The 18,889-nt window shown below is 41.4% G+C and carries 12 protein-coding genes; 4 read left to right on the top strand and 8 right to left on the bottom strand.

Annotated elements, in window-relative coordinates; all coding sequences use genetic code 11:
- Positions 1–151 precede the first annotated feature (151 nt).
- From CRI9333_RS25020 to CRI9333_RS14515, 4 genes are all read left to right on the top strand, one after another.
- Positions 152–4,612 (top strand): nitric oxide synthase oxygenase, encoded by a 4,461-nt coding sequence (locus tag CRI9333_RS25020; RefSeq protein ID WP_157462329.1) that lies wholly within the window; start codon positions 152–154, stop codon positions 4,610–4,612.
- A gap of 215 nt (positions 4,613–4,827) precedes the next feature.
- The gene (locus tag CRI9333_RS14525; RefSeq protein ID WP_015203916.1) at positions 4,828–5,817 is read left to right on the top strand and encodes a LysR family transcriptional regulator; all 990 of its coding nucleotides are present in this window, start codon (positions 4,828–4,830) and stop codon (positions 5,815–5,817) included.
- A 52-nt stretch (positions 5,818–5,869) separates the two neighbouring features.
- The gene (locus tag CRI9333_RS14520; RefSeq protein ID WP_015203915.1) at positions 5,870–6,931 is read left to right on the top strand and encodes an anthranilate phosphoribosyltransferase family protein; all 1,062 of its coding nucleotides are present in this window, start codon (positions 5,870–5,872) and stop codon (positions 6,929–6,931) included.
- A gap of 213 nt (positions 6,932–7,144) precedes the next feature.
- A complete protein-coding gene (locus CRI9333_RS14515; protein WP_015203914.1) occupies positions 7,145–7,594 on the top strand; it encodes an REP-associated tyrosine transposase in 450 nt (149 codons plus the stop codon).
- Between the two features lie 356 nt (positions 7,595–7,950).
- On the opposite strand, the gene panD is transcribed toward CRI9333_RS14515, so the two are convergent.
- The 8 genes from panD to CRI9333_RS25015 all read right to left on the bottom strand — a co-directional run bounded on the left by panD (position 7,951) and on the right by CRI9333_RS25015 (position 18,295).
- Positions 7,951–8,367, bottom strand: a complete 417-nt coding sequence (gene panD, locus CRI9333_RS14510; RefSeq protein ID WP_015203913.1) for an aspartate 1-decarboxylase — start codon at positions 8,365–8,367, stop codon at positions 7,951–7,953.
- A gap of 133 nt (positions 8,368–8,500) precedes the next feature.
- Positions 8,501–9,019: an inorganic diphosphatase gene (locus CRI9333_RS14505; protein WP_015203912.1), complete on the bottom strand. Its 519-nt coding sequence runs from the start codon at positions 9,017–9,019 to the stop codon at positions 8,501–8,503.
- Positions 9,020–9,339: 320 nt separating this feature from the next.
- A complete protein-coding gene (locus tag CRI9333_RS14500; protein WP_015203911.1) occupies positions 9,340–9,528 on the bottom strand; it encodes a hypothetical protein in 189 nt (62 codons plus the stop codon).
- 365 nt (positions 9,529–9,893) lie between these two features.
- A complete protein-coding gene (locus CRI9333_RS14495) occupies positions 9,894–10,862 on the bottom strand; it encodes a DUF362 domain-containing protein (RefSeq protein WP_015203910.1) in 969 nt (322 codons plus the stop codon).
- Positions 10,863–10,974: 112 nt separating this feature from the next.
- On the bottom strand, positions 10,975–12,384 hold the full coding sequence (locus CRI9333_RS14490; RefSeq protein ID WP_015203909.1) for an aspartate ammonia-lyase: 1,410 nt from the start codon (positions 12,382–12,384) through the stop codon (positions 10,975–10,977).
- A gap of 49 nt (positions 12,385–12,433) precedes the next feature.
- Complete coding sequence (locus CRI9333_RS14485; RefSeq protein ID WP_015203908.1) at positions 12,434–13,531, bottom strand: hybrid sensor histidine kinase/response regulator; 1,098 nt, start codon at positions 13,529–13,531, stop codon at positions 12,434–12,436.
- A 313-nt stretch (positions 13,532–13,844) separates the two neighbouring features.
- Positions 13,845–15,695: an ATP-binding protein gene (locus tag CRI9333_RS14480; RefSeq protein ID WP_015203907.1), complete on the bottom strand. Its 1,851-nt coding sequence runs from the start codon at positions 15,693–15,695 to the stop codon at positions 13,845–13,847.
- Positions 15,692–18,295 (bottom strand): sensor histidine kinase, encoded by a 2,604-nt coding sequence (locus CRI9333_RS25015; RefSeq protein ID WP_198013573.1) that lies wholly within the window; start codon positions 18,293–18,295, stop codon positions 15,692–15,694. The genes CRI9333_RS14480 and CRI9333_RS25015 overlap by 4 nt, the downstream gene beginning before the upstream one ends.
- Positions 18,296–18,889: the final 594 nt, after the last annotated feature.

Raw genomic sequence — 18,889 nt, 5'->3', positions numbered from 1 at the left:
TCTGGGTTATAAACTAAAAGAAAGGTAAGGGCATTAAGAGACTTAGATCGACTTCTCCGCTTCCTTCCTGCTTAAGATAGATTAGATGGGTGTTTTGTGTCTATTTTACTACTCTCCGCGTCCCTATACTCTTTTCCCACCTACCTATAAGATGCCTGATATTCAAACCCTTAATAGTCAGCACATTATACATCTGACCGAAGTTTCTGCTACTGATTTTCCTGTTTCCAGTCAATATAAGTATAAGTGCCGGGTGCAGCTTATCTCCCATGAGGGCGAGACTCTGCTGCAAAAGGATTTATTTTCCCGAATGCAGCCAAGTTGGTTGGTGGAACTGAAGAATAAAGGAAACTGCACAATCGCACTCACACTATGCTACCGCCAAGGAGATATTAGCAACCCCTGGCAGGATGCTGGAACTGTCATCTTTGAGACACAGGAATACTTAAACGGCGATCCCAATGCCGATATAGAGTTTCCGATCACTACCTGGGAAGAAGCCCCGCAGCTAAAGCTGAAAGTCCGCTTGACCGAAAGTACCCGTGAAGGTAGTAGCAGCACAATTACGTTATTGAGTACGCAGAAGAGTTCTCGTCGGCGGACTCAAAGCACAGCAGAAAAAGTGGAGGTTGATCTGCCTCAGCCTACGTCACTGACCCCGCAAGAGGAAGTGATTGTAAAGGATTCATGGAATAAGCTGCGGGCGTGGAAAGAGCTACAAATGGAGAAATTTCTCAAGCGGCTGTTATTAGAGGAACCGGAGATTGAGTACCTATTTGGGGAAGCGATAGACAGCATCAGCGACTTCTTCTATGAGTTGTTTGACTGTGCCATCCACCAACTTCAGCCCGAAACCCAGAATATTGTTGGCGAACCGTTGATGGGAGTGCCACCCGAAAAAGGCGATGAGTTGGATACCGTTGAGGATTATGGCAAATTCTTTGCTGAGATTGGAATGCGTCCTCAGCACTGGATCAAAGCGCGGCAGGTGTGGATGTGGATGTTGCCTTCCGTCCCATATCTAGAGGAGTATGATCGCGAGGATCTAAAAAAAGGTGCAGGCTCTGCCCTCTACAAGTTCTTCAATATTTATATAATTTTGCCGATGGCTGCGGCAGTGCGTCGCTACGAAGAAGCCTTGCCACCGGAACTGCTACAAGAAATGGCAGATTGCTGGCAAGTATTTAGCCAGAATAAGCAGCAAATGGGAATGGAGTTTTACCAGATCCTATTTGAGAAATACCCCTTCGTGCTGCCGATTTTTGGACGGTCAGATATGGATTATCTGTCGTTACATCTGTTCCAAGCATTGGAATTTTTGGTGCGATGTTTGGAGACTGGTAGCAGTGAGGAGATGCTGCAAGAACTGCGGTCTCTCGGTCAGGTACATAGATTTGCTGATGTGCCGTCTTGTGCTTATCCAGCGATCGGCGAGACAATGTTTGCTCTGTTTGAGCGGTATTTGCCTAACTTCACGCCAGAGTTACGGCAGGGGTGGGCAACATTGCTCGATCGCGTTATCAGCGTAGTTAAGCTGCCAATGCTCAATCAAGAGCGCTTCCTCAAAAAAGCGAAGCAGTACCTCGATCTAATTTCGTCAGAACAAGCCTGGGAACTAGAGGACAGAGAGCGGCGCTGGAAGGAAATTCGAGAGGAAGTTCAGGCAACGGGAACCTATACGCAAACCTATGAGGAACTGGCGTATGGGACTCAAGTGGCGTGGCGCAATGCCTCTAAGTGTGTCGGACGGATTGCTTGGAATAATATGGTCGTGCGCGATCGCCGTCATGTCACTGACCCCGATGAAATGTTTCGCGAATGCCAAGAACACGTTAAGTTTGCCACCAATGGCGGCAACTTGCAAATTACGATGACCGTCTTCCCTCCCAAGCAGCCCAAGGAACGCTGGGGTTCACGCTTCTGGAATTCCCAACTCTATCGCTATGCGGCGTATGAGATGTCTGATGGCAGCGTCATGGGCGATCCGGCAAATTTAGAATTGACCAACGCTATTATCAAATTTGGTTGGCAACCTCCCGAACCGCGCACCCCTTACGATATTCTGCCCGTAGTGATTGAGGTTCCCGGTCAGGAGCCAAAGATGTATCACTGGCAGCCAGAAGAAGTGCTAGAAGTGCATATCGAACATCCGACCATTCCTGAGTTCAAAGACATCGGAATGCGCTGGTATGCCATTCCTGCCATCAGCAACTTCTCGGTTCACATTGGCGGCATCCACTACGGCTGTATGCCCTTCAACGGCTGGTACATGGACACCGAAATCATGCGGGATTTCTTGGATGAGTACCGCTACAACAAGATCGAGGAAATTGTCAAAGTCCTCAAACTGGATACCAGTTCAGAGCAGACCTTGTGGCGCGATCGCGCAGCACTGGAACTCAACATCGCTATCCTCCACTCATTCCAGAAAGCGAAGGTAACAATTGTGGATCACCAAACCGCCTCGCGTCAATTTCTCACCCATGACTTGCGTGAAAAGAAAGCAGGGCGCGAGTGTCCGGGTGATTGGGGTTGGGTAGTTCCGGCGGCGGGGGGTAGTGCTTGTCCGGTGTGGCATCACCAGATGCGCGATTTTTACTTAGAACCTGCCTATCACCATGCTGCCGACCGTTGGGCAGTCGAAGACGGCATTGACCTGGAGAAACTGACGGCTGTTGTAGATGAAGACGGCGATAAGCACGATTCTCGTTCCGAGACGCTTCGCGATCGCATTCTCATCCTTTATGCCTCTGAAACGGGAACCGCAGAAGGCTTTGCTCGTAAAGCCGCGCGGCAATTACAGCAATTCCGCCCGAAAGTGATGGCACTGGATGAATATACAGTTGAGACATTAGCCAATGAAAAACTCCTGCTGATTGTCACTTCTACCTTTGCCAATGGCGAAATGCCTAGTAACGGCAAGCGATTCTTGCAATGGTTGAAAAAACAGCCTGCTGGTTCACTGGATGGCTTAAACTATTCTGTCTTAGGCATTGGTAGTACAGTTTACGAACAGTTTTGTGCAGCAGGGATTTCTGTAGATAAAGCCTTGGCAAAAGCGGGAGCGAATCGCGCTGCTCCTCTGCATAAAGGCGATGAAATTAAAGGTCAAGCAGACACATTCAAGCAATGGTTAGGTTTGATCTCCCGCCTGTTGGGTGAAGATGCGACTGCTGGTGATGCAGCAAGCGCAACGGCTCCTAAACTCGCCGTAACCTTCCTTGATGAAGCGAATCTTCCGCCCCTTCCTGCTCCTTCTAGCGAACGCGGCATTCCAGTCCCCGTAATTGCCAAGAAGGAACTGCTACAAGAAGTGATTCCAGGCAGTCGTTCCACTCGTTACATCGCCTTTGACATTAGCAATACGGATTTGCAGTATGAAACGGGCGATCACGTTGCTGTTTATCCATGTAATCCACCGGAACTGAGCGATCGCTTATGTGCGCGAATTGGAGTTTCTCCTAACACCTACTTTACGGCGAACTATGTCACACCGGATGGAACAGTAACCGATGACCAACCGCCTGTTGCTGTTCCTACCACCGTTGGTCAGTTGCTTTCTGAGGAACTTGACCTAGCATTACGCGAACCCTTTAACGAGTTGCTGGCGTACCTGTACTCCACTGCTCAAAATTCTCAAGAAAAGCATCGCTTGGAAACTTGGCTAGACATCTTGCGCCAGGGCGAGGATCATCCCGATAGTGTGACGCTCAAGAAAACTATCACCGACACCTGTATGAGCGTTGCCGATCTGTTTGATAAGTTTCCCTCGGCACCTGTCACCTTAGAAGCCTTGCTAGAATTGCTACCCAAGCAAAAGCCGCGACTTTATTCTATTTCCTCCTGTCCGTTACTGCATCCTAATCAGATTCAAATTACCGTAGGAGTTCTGCAAATAAGAACCGATGCAGGCAAGGTGAGACAGGGGCTTTGCTCTAACTATCTAGCCAAACTGCGACCTGGATCTAAAGTTCGCATTGGGGTTCGCACCTCTGGTTTCCGTCCTCCTGCTGACCCGCAAGCACCGATGCTGATGGTGGGACCTGGCACGGGCGTTTCGCCACTGATCGCTTTCTTACAATATCGGGAAGCGTTGCAAAAGCAGGGAACAACTTTGGGTGAGGCTTGTCTCTACTTTGGCTGTCGCGATCGCACTGACTTTATCTACGGCAAGCGACTAATAAACTGGCGAAATCAAGGCGTATTGTCTGGGTTAGAAGTTGCCTTCTCCCGCCTAACCGACAAGAAAGTTTACGTGCAGGGTTTAATGCAGGAGAAAGCGACGGAACTTTGGCAACTGCTCAGTCATCCCCAATGTCATTACTACGTCTGTGGTGATGCGAAGATGGCAGATGATGTGTTTGAAGCGTTTATGGCGATCGCCAAAACGAGCGGTAAATTGTCTCACGTTGAAGCCGCCGCGTTCTTTGACCAGATGAAGCGAGAAAAACGCTTCCATACTGATGTTTGGGGTGTGCAGCTAAACTTCAAACAAGCGATTCAACAGGTACAAAAGGATAACTACTCAAAGGCTGAGAAATGGCTTGAGCGGGTGAATCAATCTACCGACCAATCATTAGCGACTCAAGAAAGGCAAGCGTTAATGGTTTAGATCAAGACACGAGAAGAGCAAGAAAAACGAAACAGAGGCGTGAACACCTCTATTTCGTTTTCATCCCTGAGCTAAAGCTACAGGGTTTTCAACTTTCTTTCTTATAACGGGAGAGAACGTCACGACCCAAGGCATCTGTATCAAGCCTTACTAAAATTGCTCAGTAAATCAGCTATCGTAATGAAATCTTAAACTGTGCTTTAGCCTACATCAATATGCGAATTGAGCAGTTGCAAGCATTTCTAGCTATAGCTGAAGCAGGAAACTTTCAGCAGGCGGCAAAAAAATGTGGCGTTACCCAATCAACAATTAGTCGCCAACTCCAAGTGCTAGAAAGCGAACTAGGCTTGCTATTGCTTCATCGCACAGCCCAGGCAAAGCTAACAGTGGGAGGAGAAATATTTTTACCTCACGCCCGTAAAATCTGCCAAGAATGGGAAACTGCAACCGAGGAATTAGCAGATTTATTAGCAGGGAAACAACTAGAACTTTGTGTTGCAGCAATTCACTCAGTTTGCTCGAACTACCTACCGCCAGTATTACAGCAATTTTGTCGCGATTATCCAGACGTGCAATTAAGAGTAACAGCTTTGGGGAGCGATCGCGCCTTAAAAGTCCTGAAAGATGGCATGGTAGATGTAGCGGTAGTAATGAATAATCGCTTTTTTACTGCTAGTCCAGAAATGGTAGTTGATGTTTTATATAATGAGCCAATTGAAATCTTAATGGCTGCCAATCATCCCCTAACTGAACATCAACAAGTACCTTGGTCAGCATTACTTAATTACCCCCAAGTAGTATTTAAAGACGGCTACGGGATGCAACGTTTAGTACAAGAGCGATTCTCGCGCCAAGGCGCAAAACTCAAAGCAGTGATGGAGTTGAATACTTTGGATGCTTTTCGCGGTGTAGTGCGACAAGGACAACTAATTGCCTTATTGCCAAAGTCAGCTTTGATAGACGCATACACAGACCCCACCTTAGCTGTCAGACCTATTGCTAGTACAGAAGATATTTCAGCAGGTTCGATCACCGACTCTTTAACAGAGATGGGTTTGACGCGCCAAGTTGTTTTAGTTACTACCCAAGACAGATTACAAATTCCCCCAGTTAGACACTTTTGTAAATTAGTTAGAGAATTAGGTCAGCCACCAGTTGACTTGGTAAGCACAATAAGGGAATCTGCTGTAATGCCTCTGGGTTAATTAAGATTGCTCAGAGATAAAGCTGGAGTTAGAAAGAGTGTAGGTGTTAGTTATGAGCGATGCTTTTCGGGAATTGCTAAAAAAAGTGGGTAGCGGTTCTCACACTAGCAAAGATTTAACTCGCCAGGAAGCAGCAGATGCGATGCGGATGATGCTGTTAGCAGAAGCAACACCTGCACAAATAGGCGCTTTTTTAATTTCTCATCGCATTAAACGACCAACTGGCGAAGAATTAGCCGGAATGCTGGATGCTTACGACGAGTTAGGATCAAGGTTGCAACCGCTTACCAGCACTGATTCACAAGTTATAGTATTAGGTATTCCTTATGATGGGCGATCGCGCACTGCACCTGTTAGTCCCATAACGGCTTTAATTCTTACTACAGTTGGGCAACCAGTAGTGATGCACGGTGGCGGTATTATGCCCACAAAATATGGCATCCCATTGATTGATATTTGGCAGGGGTTAGGCGTAAATTTCCGTTTACCTTTATCACAAACTCAGCAAGTATTTGAGACAACAAAATTAGGATTTGTTTATCTTCCCCTACATTTCCCATTAACTAATAAATTAGTAGAATACCGCGATCAACTCGGCAAACGTCCACCACTAGCAACTATGGAGTTAATGTGGTCTCCTTATGCTGGTGTTGCTCAAATCATTTCAGGGTTTGTCCATCCGCCTACAGAAACTATGTTTCAAGATGCCCATGCTTTGCGGGGACAAAAATATTTTACTACAGTCAAAGGATTAGAAGGCAGTTGTGATTTACCGCGCGATCGCACTGCAATTATCGGTATATTTTCTAATTCTAATTTAGAACGTCTACATCTCCATCCCCGTGACTACGGTTTTGCAGGTAAAGAAGTACCTCTAGAATCACTTACTAGCTTAATTGCACAAATGCAGGAAGTATTGCAAGGTAAACCTTCAGAATTAATGCAAGCTGCTATTTGGAATGGAGGCTTTTATCTCTGGCGCTGTGGTGTCTGTAAAGATATAGAATCTGGTTTTACAGAAGCAGAAAGTTTATTAACTAGCGGTAAAGTTGCCCAGAAATTAGCAGAAATTACTCAGGTTGTAAATGATATCCAATTAGCACATCAGGTGTGAGCAATCTACGTGATATTAATATAAGTTACTGTTGAAGAAAAATTAATTATGTAGTGCGAGCATCTTGCTCGCTATTGACTAACTAGCTATTGACACCAACGACCTCTTTATTGACTAACTAGCTATTGACACCAACGACCTCTTTATTGACTAACTAGCTATCGACACCAACGACCTCTTTATTGACCAACTCGCCAATTACTAATATTAAAAATGAGCTTCAAAAAACAGTTACCTCGCTTAGAAAAACCGCAAAGTAGCTATTTTGTAACTTTTGTAACTTGGGAAAGGTTAGAACTGAGTCCTGCTGCTCGTCAAGTTGTTCTAAATGCTTGCGAATTTTTTCATAATCAACGCTACTACCTATTTAGCGGCGTTGTCATGCCAGATCATGTACACCTACTGATTCAACCTTTTATAAAGGTTGAACATGAATTTTGGTCAATTGGTAGTATTTTGCATAGTATTAAAAGTTACAGTGCTAAACAAATTCCTAACGTAATGCTTCATATTGGCAAAGTTTGGCAGGATGGGCGGTATGAGCAAATGATTAAGGATGAAAAAGAATTTCAAAATAAATGGGAATACATTAGGCAGAATCCTGTCAAAGATGGTTTATCTAAAACTCCTGAAGAATATCCTTTTTTTTGGGAATCCTTTTGAAGGATTATCAAGATTGGAGATCCAAAGGGCGAGACGCTCGCACTACTAATAGCGTAATAATAATTAATGTTGGTTATATGTTGGGGCGGTTCGGATAGGGCTAACATTCTGCTCGCGTGTGTCACCTGATGCCTTGAGGATTCAAGTTGACACCCTAGCAATTAATGTTGATTATATATAGTGCGAGCATCTTGCTCGCTAGTGTTTTTTGCGTAAGATTGGATATCCACGAGCGAGACGCTCGCACTATCAGAATTTACTGTTCTTTGAGAATTATTCAGTAATATTCCAAAAACGCGAGCAAGATGCTCGCACTATCAGAATTTTTCCTTGATTTTTACTCATCAAATCCTTATTTACAGGCGCAAACTATGAATCAACTCAGCATGAAAACCATTATTTTGCAACTCATTATAACGACGAACTTCGAGCAAATGATTTTGCTCATCTACCATCACAACTTTAGGGGCGTGGGTTTTAATTTCTTCAGGTGTAAATTGGGCATAAGTCATAATAATTAAACGATCGCCTTTTACACCCAAACGCGCCGCCGCACCATTTAATTCTATTGCGCCTGAGTTTGCGGGTGCAGCGATCGCATAGGTAATAAATCGCTCCCCATTATTCACATTAACTACCTGTACTTGCTCATAAGGTAATATTCCCGACGCATCCAGCAACGCTTGATCGATGCTGATACTACCCATGTAGTTCACATTGGCATCGGTAATGGTGCAACTATGAATTTTGGCTAAAAGAAGCGATCGCTGCATTTTGGAGAAATTATTTTAAAGATTGAGAATGCTTTTTAAGGTAATCAGTTATCAGTTACAAGATCAATGCTTACTCTTAACTGATAACTGATTTTAACCTTATTTAACGTTGAATTACACAACGTTATCATCTTTAGCTTTTTTGGCTACCTGCTTTGATGCACTTTTCAACAAGTGGCATTACCTGATCCACATCTTGCCAACCTAGAATTTCGGTAACTTTCTTTTCTAAGTTCTTGTAGGATCTGAAAAACTCAGCAATCTCATCCAAGCGGTGAGGGGCAAGATCCTTGAGGGATTTTATATGAGTGTAGCGGGGATCTTTATCAGGCACACACAAAACTTTCTCATCGCGATCGCCACCGTCAATCATTTCTAACATTCCGATGGGTCTAGCAGCAATCACACACCCTGGAAATGTTGGTTGATCGATCAACACCATCCCATCCAAGGGATCGCCATCATCAGCTAAGGTATTAGGTACAAAGCCGTAGTCGTAAGGGTACTGCACAGAGGAGTAAAGTACTCGGTCAAGCGCAAATGCGTTTAAGTCTTTATCAAACTCGTACTTGTTTTTGCTTCCTGCGGGAATTTCGATCAAAACGTTGATCAAGCCTGGTTTGGGTTGAGCAGGAATACGTGATAAATCCACTAGGTAAAACTCCTAAGCTATACAGTAGGTTGGGGGTGCAATGCCCATCAAATACAGGAGATGGTTGCACCTAAAACAAGTTTAAACCCACCCCCCGTTTAGCATTCTACGGGAAGAGGGGAGCGGGTGTTGCGGCATTTTGAATTATTAGAAGGCTGGGGAGGCAGAGGGGCAGAGGGGCAGGGGGGTAGAGGGAGAGAAGATATTCAAAACTTACTTAGTAATGAAGTGGTTACTAGGTTGAACCTAGTAACCACTTCATTGCATCAGCAATTAGTTAATCCATGATTGTGTTTTTGTTAAATAATGATTAAGGTTTGTCAATTTCCTGAATTGGGAAGTGTATAACTGGTTTGCTGCAAAATTAAGCTGTTGCTTGAAGAGAAATTAGCGATCGCAAACACAGGTAAAGCTAAAGTTAAGATAGCAATCATTGTTCCCAAAATCTCTGCCCATCTATTGGCAGGCAGTTCAGAAGAATTGGCAGACGGACTACTACTGGATTCCATACGTTCTTTAAAAACTCAATACAAACTAAAGAGCAAGAGACATTTTTAAACTCTTATTCTTTCATTTTAACGATCTCCTGGCAATAAAATGTCTTTAAGTACACAATCTTTATTTAATCTATCTAGTGACATAAACCACAGCTAAATCATTACTTGAGAATGATGTGCAGTTTGATCACCTGATTGGCTATAGGAAATTAACCATTTAGTCTCCGTGCAATTGTGATTATTTATACAAACATTCAATAAAAAACCGCCACTAGAAAGAGGGCGGTCGTCTTAAGCAATCGGAGGGTATCAATACCTTACGTTGCTATTTCTTAATACTCTGTAACAACTTTTACAAAAATTGGGGGGATTGGGGATTAGTGATTGTTAATTGTTAACTGATAATTGTTAATTTTTTCTTTAATAAACCTGATATACAGATGTTTAAAAGTAGACTGAATTACGCGGGGCATACCAAAATCTATTGGCACGAGATTTTCAGGTAATTTCCAATCAGTAAGTTTAAGTTCCGTAGGTTGCAGTTGCGGGAAGTGAATGTCTGCCAATTCAGGACATAAACCCATACGTTGAGATGCAGCAACAGTTGGGACTATTTGCGGATCAACATTGAGTATTTCTAGGAAAGCGCGGTCTAGAGCAAAAACATTCGATGATGCCCCTAAAACCCCTAATTCACGGGGTTCGCCACCGCTAGGTCCATTACCTTCGTGACCGATAATTCCATCAATAATTGTTAAATTAGGATTAATTGCTCGCGCTGTTTCTACAAGCATTGTGCCAAATCTGGCGCTATCTTTTCCTGCTTCCATGTGCCACCAAGCTTTCATTTTGCCAGGGACACAACCAAAGAGATTTTTTACGCCTAATGTCATTGTGAGTTGGACATGGGATTTCACTTTTGGCAGGTTAATTACCACATCGGCATCTATTGCTTCTTTACTCAACAATAAATGATTAAATTCTTCACTGACTGTTTGATAACGTTTACCGTGAAATTCTACTATTGGTAAATTGAGTTCTTGAATTAGTGGTAGATAACCACTAGCTTTTGCTACACCCATTGCGCTACCAAAAGCGGGTCCATCGCCTAAAAATGGTTTACCGCCAGCTTCTTGTACTAATTGGGCAACACAACAAACAATTTCTGGACGGGTGACGCACTCTTTACCAGGGCGAGAACCTGTGAGAAGATTGGGTTTAAGGAGGACGCGATCGCCTTTTTTGACAAATGCTTTCATTCCTCCTAGAGGTTCTAACAGCGTTAAGAGTGATTCTCGCAATAACGCTTGTTCGTAAGATGTGGCGCGGATTAAGCTAACAGTCATCAATTAACAATTAACAATTAACAATTAACAATTATAAGAGCCAGACTTACATCGGGAGTAGCACACAGCCAAAATGCCCGCACTACAACTGTCAACCGTCAACTGTCAACCGTCAACCGTTCACTGTACTCATTTTCTCTAGATCTAATACTTTAGCAAGTTGTTCCTCGCTCATTAACTGTTGTTCTAATACAATCTGGCGGAGGGATTTTCCGGTTGCTAAAGATTCCTTGGCAACATTAGCGGCGTTAAGATAACCAATATGGGGATTAAGGGCGGTAACTAACGCTAGACTGCCTTCTGCATAAGCTAAACAGCGATCGCTATTTGCTGTTATTCCGAGTATACATTGGCGAGTTAAGGCGGATAGGGTATTGCCCAAAATTTCGATGCTGTGGATCAAATTATAGGCAATTAACGGCATCATCACGTTAAGTTCTAATTGTCCTGCTTGTGCAGCAAGTGCGATCGCACTATCATATCCCATCACCTGAAAACACACCATTGAAGTCATTTCTGCCATGACTGGGTTGTACTTCCCTGGCATAATTGATGATCCAGGTTGCACTGGTGGTAGTTGTATTTCTTTAAATCCAGTTTTAGGACCTGAATCCATTAATCGCAAATCGTGAGATATTTTAACACAATCTTGCGCTAAATTACGGATTGCACTAGAAACATTCACAAATGGAGCCATACTTTGCATTGCTGCCATCATATTTGGGGCAGGTTGCAATGGTTGGTTAATTAATTGGGCTAAAATTTCGGCAACTCTTTGGCGATACTGTGGATGAGTATTCATACCTGTACCAGCCGCACTACCTCCTAATCCCAACTTTGTTAAGTCTGTGGCGGCTGTTTGAATGCGTTGTTGATGTTCGCTTAAAATTTGCGCCCAAGCGCCAAAGGTGTCTCCTAAGCGCACAGGGACGGCATCTTGCAGATGAGTTCTACCTGATTTGATGATATCTTGAAACTCATCTGCTTTGGTTGTTAAGGTAGCGATCGCCGAAGCTAAAGCTGGATTTAGTGTTTTGCCTATTGCCAACAATCCCCCAATTCTAATTGCAGTGGGAATCACATCATTAGTAGATTGACCATAATTTACATGGTCGTTTGGGCTGATTTTTTGATAGTTACCTTTGCTATCTCCGATTATTTCCAGCGCCCGATTTGCCAATACTTCATTAACATTCATGTGGTGGGAAGTTCCCGCCCCAGCTTGGTAGATATCGACAACAAACTGATCACGCAACGCACCCGCTAATACTTCATCTGCTGCTTGTACAATCGCATTAGCAATCTCTTGGGGAATGCAACCTAATTCACTATTCGCGATCGCAGTTGCTTTTTTGATCAACACACAAGCATCTATATATGTAGGTAAAGGCTTAATTCCACTAATCGGAAAATTCTCTGTTGCTCGTAATGTTTGAATTCCATAATAAGCCGTTTCGGGAATTTGCCTTTCACCCATTGAATCCTTTTCAATGCGGTATGCCAAGTTTGTTGCCTCAATCATGTCAGTTTTTTTTACTACTTAATCATAAATCAGTGAGCTTATTATTTAATCACTCTTGAAAAATTGGCAAAGCAATTTCCACCTTAGTATCCTTACCAGGATTACTATATATAGTTAAACTTCCATCATGCAGTTCTGTTAAACGTTTAGCAATTTGCAGTCCTAAACCTGAACCTTGTTGTTCATAAAGTTTGCGATCAAATTGCATATAAGCACCCACCTTAGCAATTTGATCTTGAGTCATACCTTGTCCATAGTTAAGCACAGACAAAATATACTTACTATCCTTCAAACTACTTTCAATATAAATCGGTGTACCAGCACTTGAGAATTTTAAAGAATTATCAATTATTTCTTCAATAACTTTTTGTAAATCTTGTTCCGAAATTTGAATAATAGCATCTTGCAAATTCAAATGCAGATCGGCAACTCTTTCTGCTTTTTGGAACTTAATAGAGGCGAGATATTTAATCAGAGTTTCGGGAGTAAAAGTCTGGTTGCTACGCAACTCTGCAACCCGTTCTTGATCTGTAGCAATTACTTCTAATTCTGCATACAGCATAAAATTATGAATCAGTTTTGATAAGCGTTGAGCAGAATTGTTAATTTCATATAACATATTCCGCATTGTCTTTGAATCCAGCAAATCATAATCACTCAGGACAATTTCTGATAAACTCAAAATTCCCTGTAAAGGTGTACGAAATTCGTGCGGCAAAGAACGACTAATATTAGTGCGTAATTCGTCTAATTTTTGATTAGCTTGATCTTCAATTACTTCACGTTTTTGGATTTGCGCTGAGATTGCTTCGCTCAAGTCAGCAATGGTAAAAGGTTTAGTAAGATAATCATCTGCTCCTAAATTCATGCCTTGGCGGAGATCAGATTTATCAGCTTTAGCACTCAGAAATATAAATGGAATTGTTGCTGTTTGTGGATGTGTTCGCAAAGAAGTAAATACACCGTAACCATCCAATTCCGGCATCATAATGTCACATATGATTAGATCTGGTAGATGCTCTTGGGCTAATTTTACCCCAATTACACCATTCTCAGCCGCAATTCCCTCATATTCTAAACATTCTAAAGTTTCTAGAATGTCTTCGCGCAAAGGTTCTTCGTCTTCAATTACTAAAATTTTTTTCATATATTTTATTATGGATTATTTCATTAAAATGTTTTTGAAGTTTTTGTTAAGTTTTATAGAGGCAAACTTACAGCAAATTGTAGGTAAATAACTCCTCCCCAACCTCTCCTTACCAATGGGAGGGTGCGCGGTAGCGCGGGTGGGGTAAATCTGTACTTCATCAAGGTGAAATCTGCTGTAATTAATTAGAACTTACGCAGGTTGAAGAAGTTAATAGTCCCCCAGAAAGAGATAAATTAGGCTTTTCCCAATCACCAATCACCAGTCCCCAACCTCCAAAACCTAAATAATTGGTAAAAATGTGTAAGTCCTATTAATTTTGGCGTATAGGAATTGTAATCCAAAACTGGGTTCCTTGTCCTGGTTCTGAGATACACTCAAGTTTTCCACTGTGCTTTTCCACCACAATCTGATAAGTTATGGATAATCCTAAACCTGTACCTTTACCAACGGGTTTAGTAGTGAAGAAAGGATCGAACAGCCTTTTTTTTGTCTGTTCCGTCATTCCTGCCCCATTATCCATAATTATTATAGTTACATGATCCGGCTCGATTAACTGGGTACGAATGGTAATTATATAGCTTTTATCGGGCAACCCTGCTTGCTGGCGTTGAGATTGATCGTCCTCTAAGGCATCAATTGCATTAACTATAATATTCATAAATACCTGATTAAGTTCTCCTGCGTAGCACTCAACTAAGGGGAGATCTCCATATTCAGTGATTACTTCAATGGCAGGCTTACTTTTACTTGCTTTAAGACGATTTTGCAAGATTAATAATGTGTTATCAATGCCTTCATGAATATTAACGGGTTTCATGTCAGCTTCTTCCAAGCGGGAGAAGTTGCGTAGTGATAAGACAATTTTGCGAATCCGATCAGCCCCGACTTGCATGGAGTTAAGCATTTTCGGAAAGTCTTGTAGAATAAAATCTACATCTATACTTTCAGATAACTCTTCAACTTCAGGACTAGGGTTAGGATTAGTTTGTTGATAAAGCTGTAACAATTCAAGTAAGTCGTGGACGTAATTTTTAATGTGATTGACGTTACCGTAAATAAAGTTTACGGGGTTGTTGATTTCGTGAGCAACACCAGCTACCATTTGACCTAAGCTGGACATTTTCTCTGTTTGAATCAATTGTGCTTGAGTTTGTTGTAATTTGACTAAAGCTTGTTCTAGTTGAGCAGCTTGGATTTTGGCAGTTGTAGCAGTGAAGCGACTTTGAGCATAAAGTTCACCTTGATCGATCGCGATCGCTAATTGATCTCCTACAGCTTGAAGAAGTTGAACTTCATTATTACTCCAAACGCGGGGTTGAATGAAGTTTTCACAAACAATTATTCCAATTTGCCCAGAATTAGTTTTAATAGTAATAGCTAATATAGAAGTAACACCTAGAGCAAGTAGCTGATTTTTGCTAATGTCATTTAGTTGCTCGTCTGTCAATACATTGTTGATTTGTAAAATATTAGACTTAAGAATTAACTCCCCTAATGCTGCTATCTCTAAAAACAAGTTGCACTGGGGAATATTAGAAATTTCAGGATCTTCAGAAGCATTAATTAACTCAAAATATCGTTGCATCACATCGGTACGATCCCACAAAAAGCTACAGCGATGGATTCCTAACAGGCTGCGAATTGCACTTAATGTAGTAGTGAAAATTGTTTTAATTTCTAAGGAGGTGCGGATTTGTTTTGTTAAACTTTTGAGCATTTCTTCGCGTTGCACTAATTGGCGGAACTCTGTTTCTCTTTCACGCAGTTGTTCTTCTACTCGTTTACGTGCAGCTTGTTTTTCGAGACGAATTGCGATCGCTTCTTTTAATTCAGCTATTGTAAAAGGTTTAGTAAGATAATCATCAGCCCCCAAATTCATTCCTTTGCGAATATCTGAAGTACTATTTTTAGCACTTAAAAATATAAATGGAATTGTAGCTGTTGGTTCTTCTTTACTGAGAATTTCTAAAACCCCATAGCCATCTAGTAATGGCATCATAATGTCAGAAATAATTAAATCTGGTAAATACTCCCGTGCTAATTCCACACCAATTTGACCATTTTCTGCCCCGATAGCTTCAAAATCTAAACATTCCAGCGTATCTATGATATCCCCTCGGAGTTCTGCCACGTCCTCAATTACTAAAATTCTATGTTTCATTTAGTTGTGTCCTTGCTGTACATTATTGGGAGACAGATAGTAATAGTTGTTCTTACTCCTTCAGTGCTGTCAATTTGGATGGTTCCCCGATGTAAATCTACGACATTCTTAACAATTGCTAACCCCAACCCTGTACCAGAAATATTACCTACGTTACTAGCGCGTTGAAAGCCATCAAACAGACGCGCTTGATCTGAAGATGGAATACCAATTCCTGAATCTGCAACCTGAAAAATAGCTGTTCCATCTTTGCAGGTAATATTTATTTTAATATCACCTTCTTGGGGCGAATATTTAACAGCATTAGAAAGCAAATTAGAAAGCATTTGCTGAATTAGTTTTCGATCCATTTCCACTAAGGAAGATTCTGCCTGAAATTTATAAATGAATTGATGTTTATTGCAATCAGCGATCGCAATCTCATCTAAAACTTCTTGGCATAATTCTTCTAAATTAACCTTTTGTGGTTTAAAATCAATCTTCCCTGATGCCGCTTTACCCATCCAAAGTATATCATCTAACAGCAAAGTCATTCTTCTGACAGATGCTTGGATTTGATTTAAATGCCCTACTTTCTTTGCCTCAGTAAGTTTGTGGCTGTAAGCTTTGAGTAAATCACTTGAAATCAGAATTGCAGATAGAGGTGTACGGAAATCGTGGGAAGCCATTGAGATAAAGCGAGATTTGAGTTGATTTAGCTCTTTTTCTTTAGAGAGAGCTTTTAGCATTTCGACTTCTGCCTGTTTACGCTCGGTAATGTCGTGGTTTACGCCAACAACAGCAATTTGATCGCTGGCATCGTTATAAACAGGTACAAAAACTGTTTCACACACTCCCGTCGTACCATTTTTACCGATAAATTTAATTTCCCCAGTCCAACGACCGTAATGCTGAACAGTTTCAACAATCTCCTGATTTATGACAGCAGCTTCTTCTGGTGTGTGTAAAAATTCAGTGCTTTTTCCTAATACTTCTTCTTTGGTATAGCCAAACATTCTCTCAGCACTGGGGTTCCAATCAATAATATGTCCTTCATTATCGGTAATAATGATGCCATCATAAATATTCTCAAATGCTAGTGCCTGCTGACGCAGCATTCCCTCAGCTTGCTTGCGCTCAGTAATCTCTCGATCTATTCCTCGATAACCACAAAAGTTACCATCACAATCGAATATTGGCACTGCCGATCTCTCTAAGACCACTGGATGCCCATCTTGATGAATTTTAGTGGTTTCGATATTTTTGAAAGGCTGCTGGTTCTCAGTAATAAAACTAAAAAGGTTAGCAACGCGCCAAACTTCTTGTGCCGTCATCGAGTCAAAGAGAGTTTTGCCAATTACTTGTTCTGGTTGATAGCCTAATATGTTGTATATTTGGGGGCTACAGTAGGTATATCTATAATTTTCATCTGTTTCCCAAACCCAATCGCTAATCGTTTCAACTAAATTACGGAAACGTTCTTTACTTCTATATAGTTGTGATTCAGTGCGTTGGCGTTCAGCCATTTCAGATTGCAGTTGCGCGATCGCATTTTCTAAAGATGCAGTGCGTTCTTGCACTCGTATTTCTAACTCAGCTTTGGTTTGTTGCAAAGCTTGCTCTGCAAGATATCGCTCAGTAACATCTCGAAAACTCCAAACTCTCCCAATGATTTCTTCTTTGAGGTGTTGTGGCTGGGAATAATACTCAAAAATTCTGCCATCATTAAGTTCCAGTAGATCGTAGCTATGTAAGTTTGGTTGCTCTGATAATTCGGTTACTAAGCTGAGAAATTTTTGGGCGTTTTTAAGTGGATCTAAGGCAAACGCGAGTGTTTGTTCATCATCCGGTGACAATATTAGAGACTCAGGAATGCACCACATTTCAATTAATTTTTGATTAAAACTCCTTACTTTTCCAAGCAGATCAACAACAATAATGCCGTCAGTAGTTGATTCTAGCGTGGCACGCAGTAAGGATAAAGACTGCTCAAGTTCTGCTTGTGCGTCTAAACGTTCAGTAATTTGTTGCTGTAATTGTGCGATCGCACTACTGAGAGCGGTTGTACGCTCTTGGACTTTGGTTTCTAGTTCTGCTTTCGCTTGTTCTAGAGCTATTTCTACTTTTTTACGCTCAATAATTTCCTGACTTAACTGCGAGTTCGCTTGCAATAATTCCTGGGTACGCTGCTCTATTGTGATTTCTAGCTGATCGTGGGCTTGTTGCAGTGCAATTTCTGCTTTTTTACGCTGGGTAATATCACGAAAGCTGAACGCTCTACCAACGCTTTTTCCTTCTATCCGTTGAGGTCGCGAATAACGTTCTATATAGCGTCCATCCTTTAATTCCAGATCATCGTAGCTTTCAATGTCTGGCTGATCATATAACTGTTTGACTTTTTTAATAAATTCTTCTGGCTGTTTTAACTGCTGTTGGACAACTTCCAAAAGTTGATTGTCATGCTGTGCATCTAAAATTACCCGACTAATACCCCACATTTCTACAAATGTGTTGTTATAACTAATAATTTTTCCTTTCGTGTCTACAACCAGAATCCCATCTGCTGTTGAGTCCAGTGTAGCGCAGAGTAAAGAGTTACAAGCTTCAAGGCTTGCTGGCATTAGAGTAGAATTTGTAGATTTAAAATTTATGCCAAAACTTTGAGCTAACATTTTTTTTAAATTTAAAAACATTGTTAATTATTGTTACTAAAGTTAGATTTATTTAAAACAAATCTAACTTTTACATTTTATTTATAATTAGACATTTACTACTCTATAGATAGATATATATATATTATTGACAGCATCCCTGTGGTAGAAAGCTGTTTTTTGCAAGCCCTCTCTTCCGCCTTGAGTGAATTTTTTTATTTAAGCAGATTTATTATTTCTTCAAACTGTGATTAATATTACATTCTTTGTTGGTGTGCAAGATTCGGGGTAATAATTTAGTTTTAAAAGAAAATATCGGGATACTAATACCAAGTGATAGTCTGCTGCTCTAACTGGGATAAGTAATAATTACTATTTATTCTCGGTCTAAAAATATATAAAGTCAGCCTGATTTGGGGAACTCTAACTTAAGGAAGACTTAAGTGTTAATACTTAGTAACAGCATAAATTGCTCCCCATTGCATCTAGTTTTGGGTAGAAGGTTGATCAATTTGTTGCATAATGTTATTTTTTTGGGCATGATATATGAAATCATCCTAGAGA

This window comes from Crinalium epipsammum PCC 9333, assembly GCF_000317495.1.
GTDB classification, from domain to species: Bacteria; Cyanobacteriota; Cyanobacteriia; order Cyanobacteriales; family PCC-9333; genus Crinalium; species Crinalium epipsammum.
This window is presented reverse-complemented; position numbering and strand designations above follow the sequence as displayed.

Coding starts and splice junctions, on each gene's coding strand:
- CRI9333_RS25020 (WP_157462329.1), top strand. CDS start 152: ATGCCTGATATTCAAACCCTTAATAGTCAGCACATTATACATCTGACC.
- CRI9333_RS14525 (WP_015203916.1), top strand. CDS start 4,828: ATGCGAATTGAGCAGTTGCAAGCATTTCTAGCTATAGCTGAAGCAGGA.
- CRI9333_RS14520 (WP_015203915.1), top strand. CDS start 5,870: ATGAGCGATGCTTTTCGGGAATTGCTAAAAAAAGTGGGTAGCGGTTCT.
- CRI9333_RS14515 (WP_015203914.1), top strand. CDS start 7,145: ATGAGCTTCAAAAAACAGTTACCTCGCTTAGAAAAACCGCAAAGTAGC.
- panD (WP_015203913.1), bottom strand. CDS start 8,367: ATGCAGCGATCGCTTCTTTTAGCCAAAATTCATAGTTGCACCATTACC.
- CRI9333_RS14500 (WP_015203911.1), bottom strand. CDS start 9,528: ATGGAATCCAGTAGTAGTCCGTCTGCCAATTCTTCTGAACTGCCTGCC.
- CRI9333_RS14495 (WP_015203910.1), bottom strand. CDS start 10,862: ATGACTGTTAGCTTAATCCGCGCCACATCTTACGAACAAGCGTTATTG.
- CRI9333_RS14490 (WP_015203909.1), bottom strand. CDS start 12,384: ATGATTGAGGCAACAAACTTGGCATACCGCATTGAAAAGGATTCAATG.
- CRI9333_RS14485 (WP_015203908.1), bottom strand. CDS start 13,531: ATGAAAAAAATTTTAGTAATTGAAGACGAAGAACCTTTGCGCGAAGAC.
- CRI9333_RS14480 (WP_015203907.1), bottom strand. CDS start 15,695: ATGAAACATAGAATTTTAGTAATTGAGGACGTGGCAGAACTCCGAGGG.
- CRI9333_RS25015 (WP_198013573.1), bottom strand. CDS start 18,295: ATGCCAGCAAGCCTTGAAGCTTGTAACTCTTTACTCTGCGCTACACTG.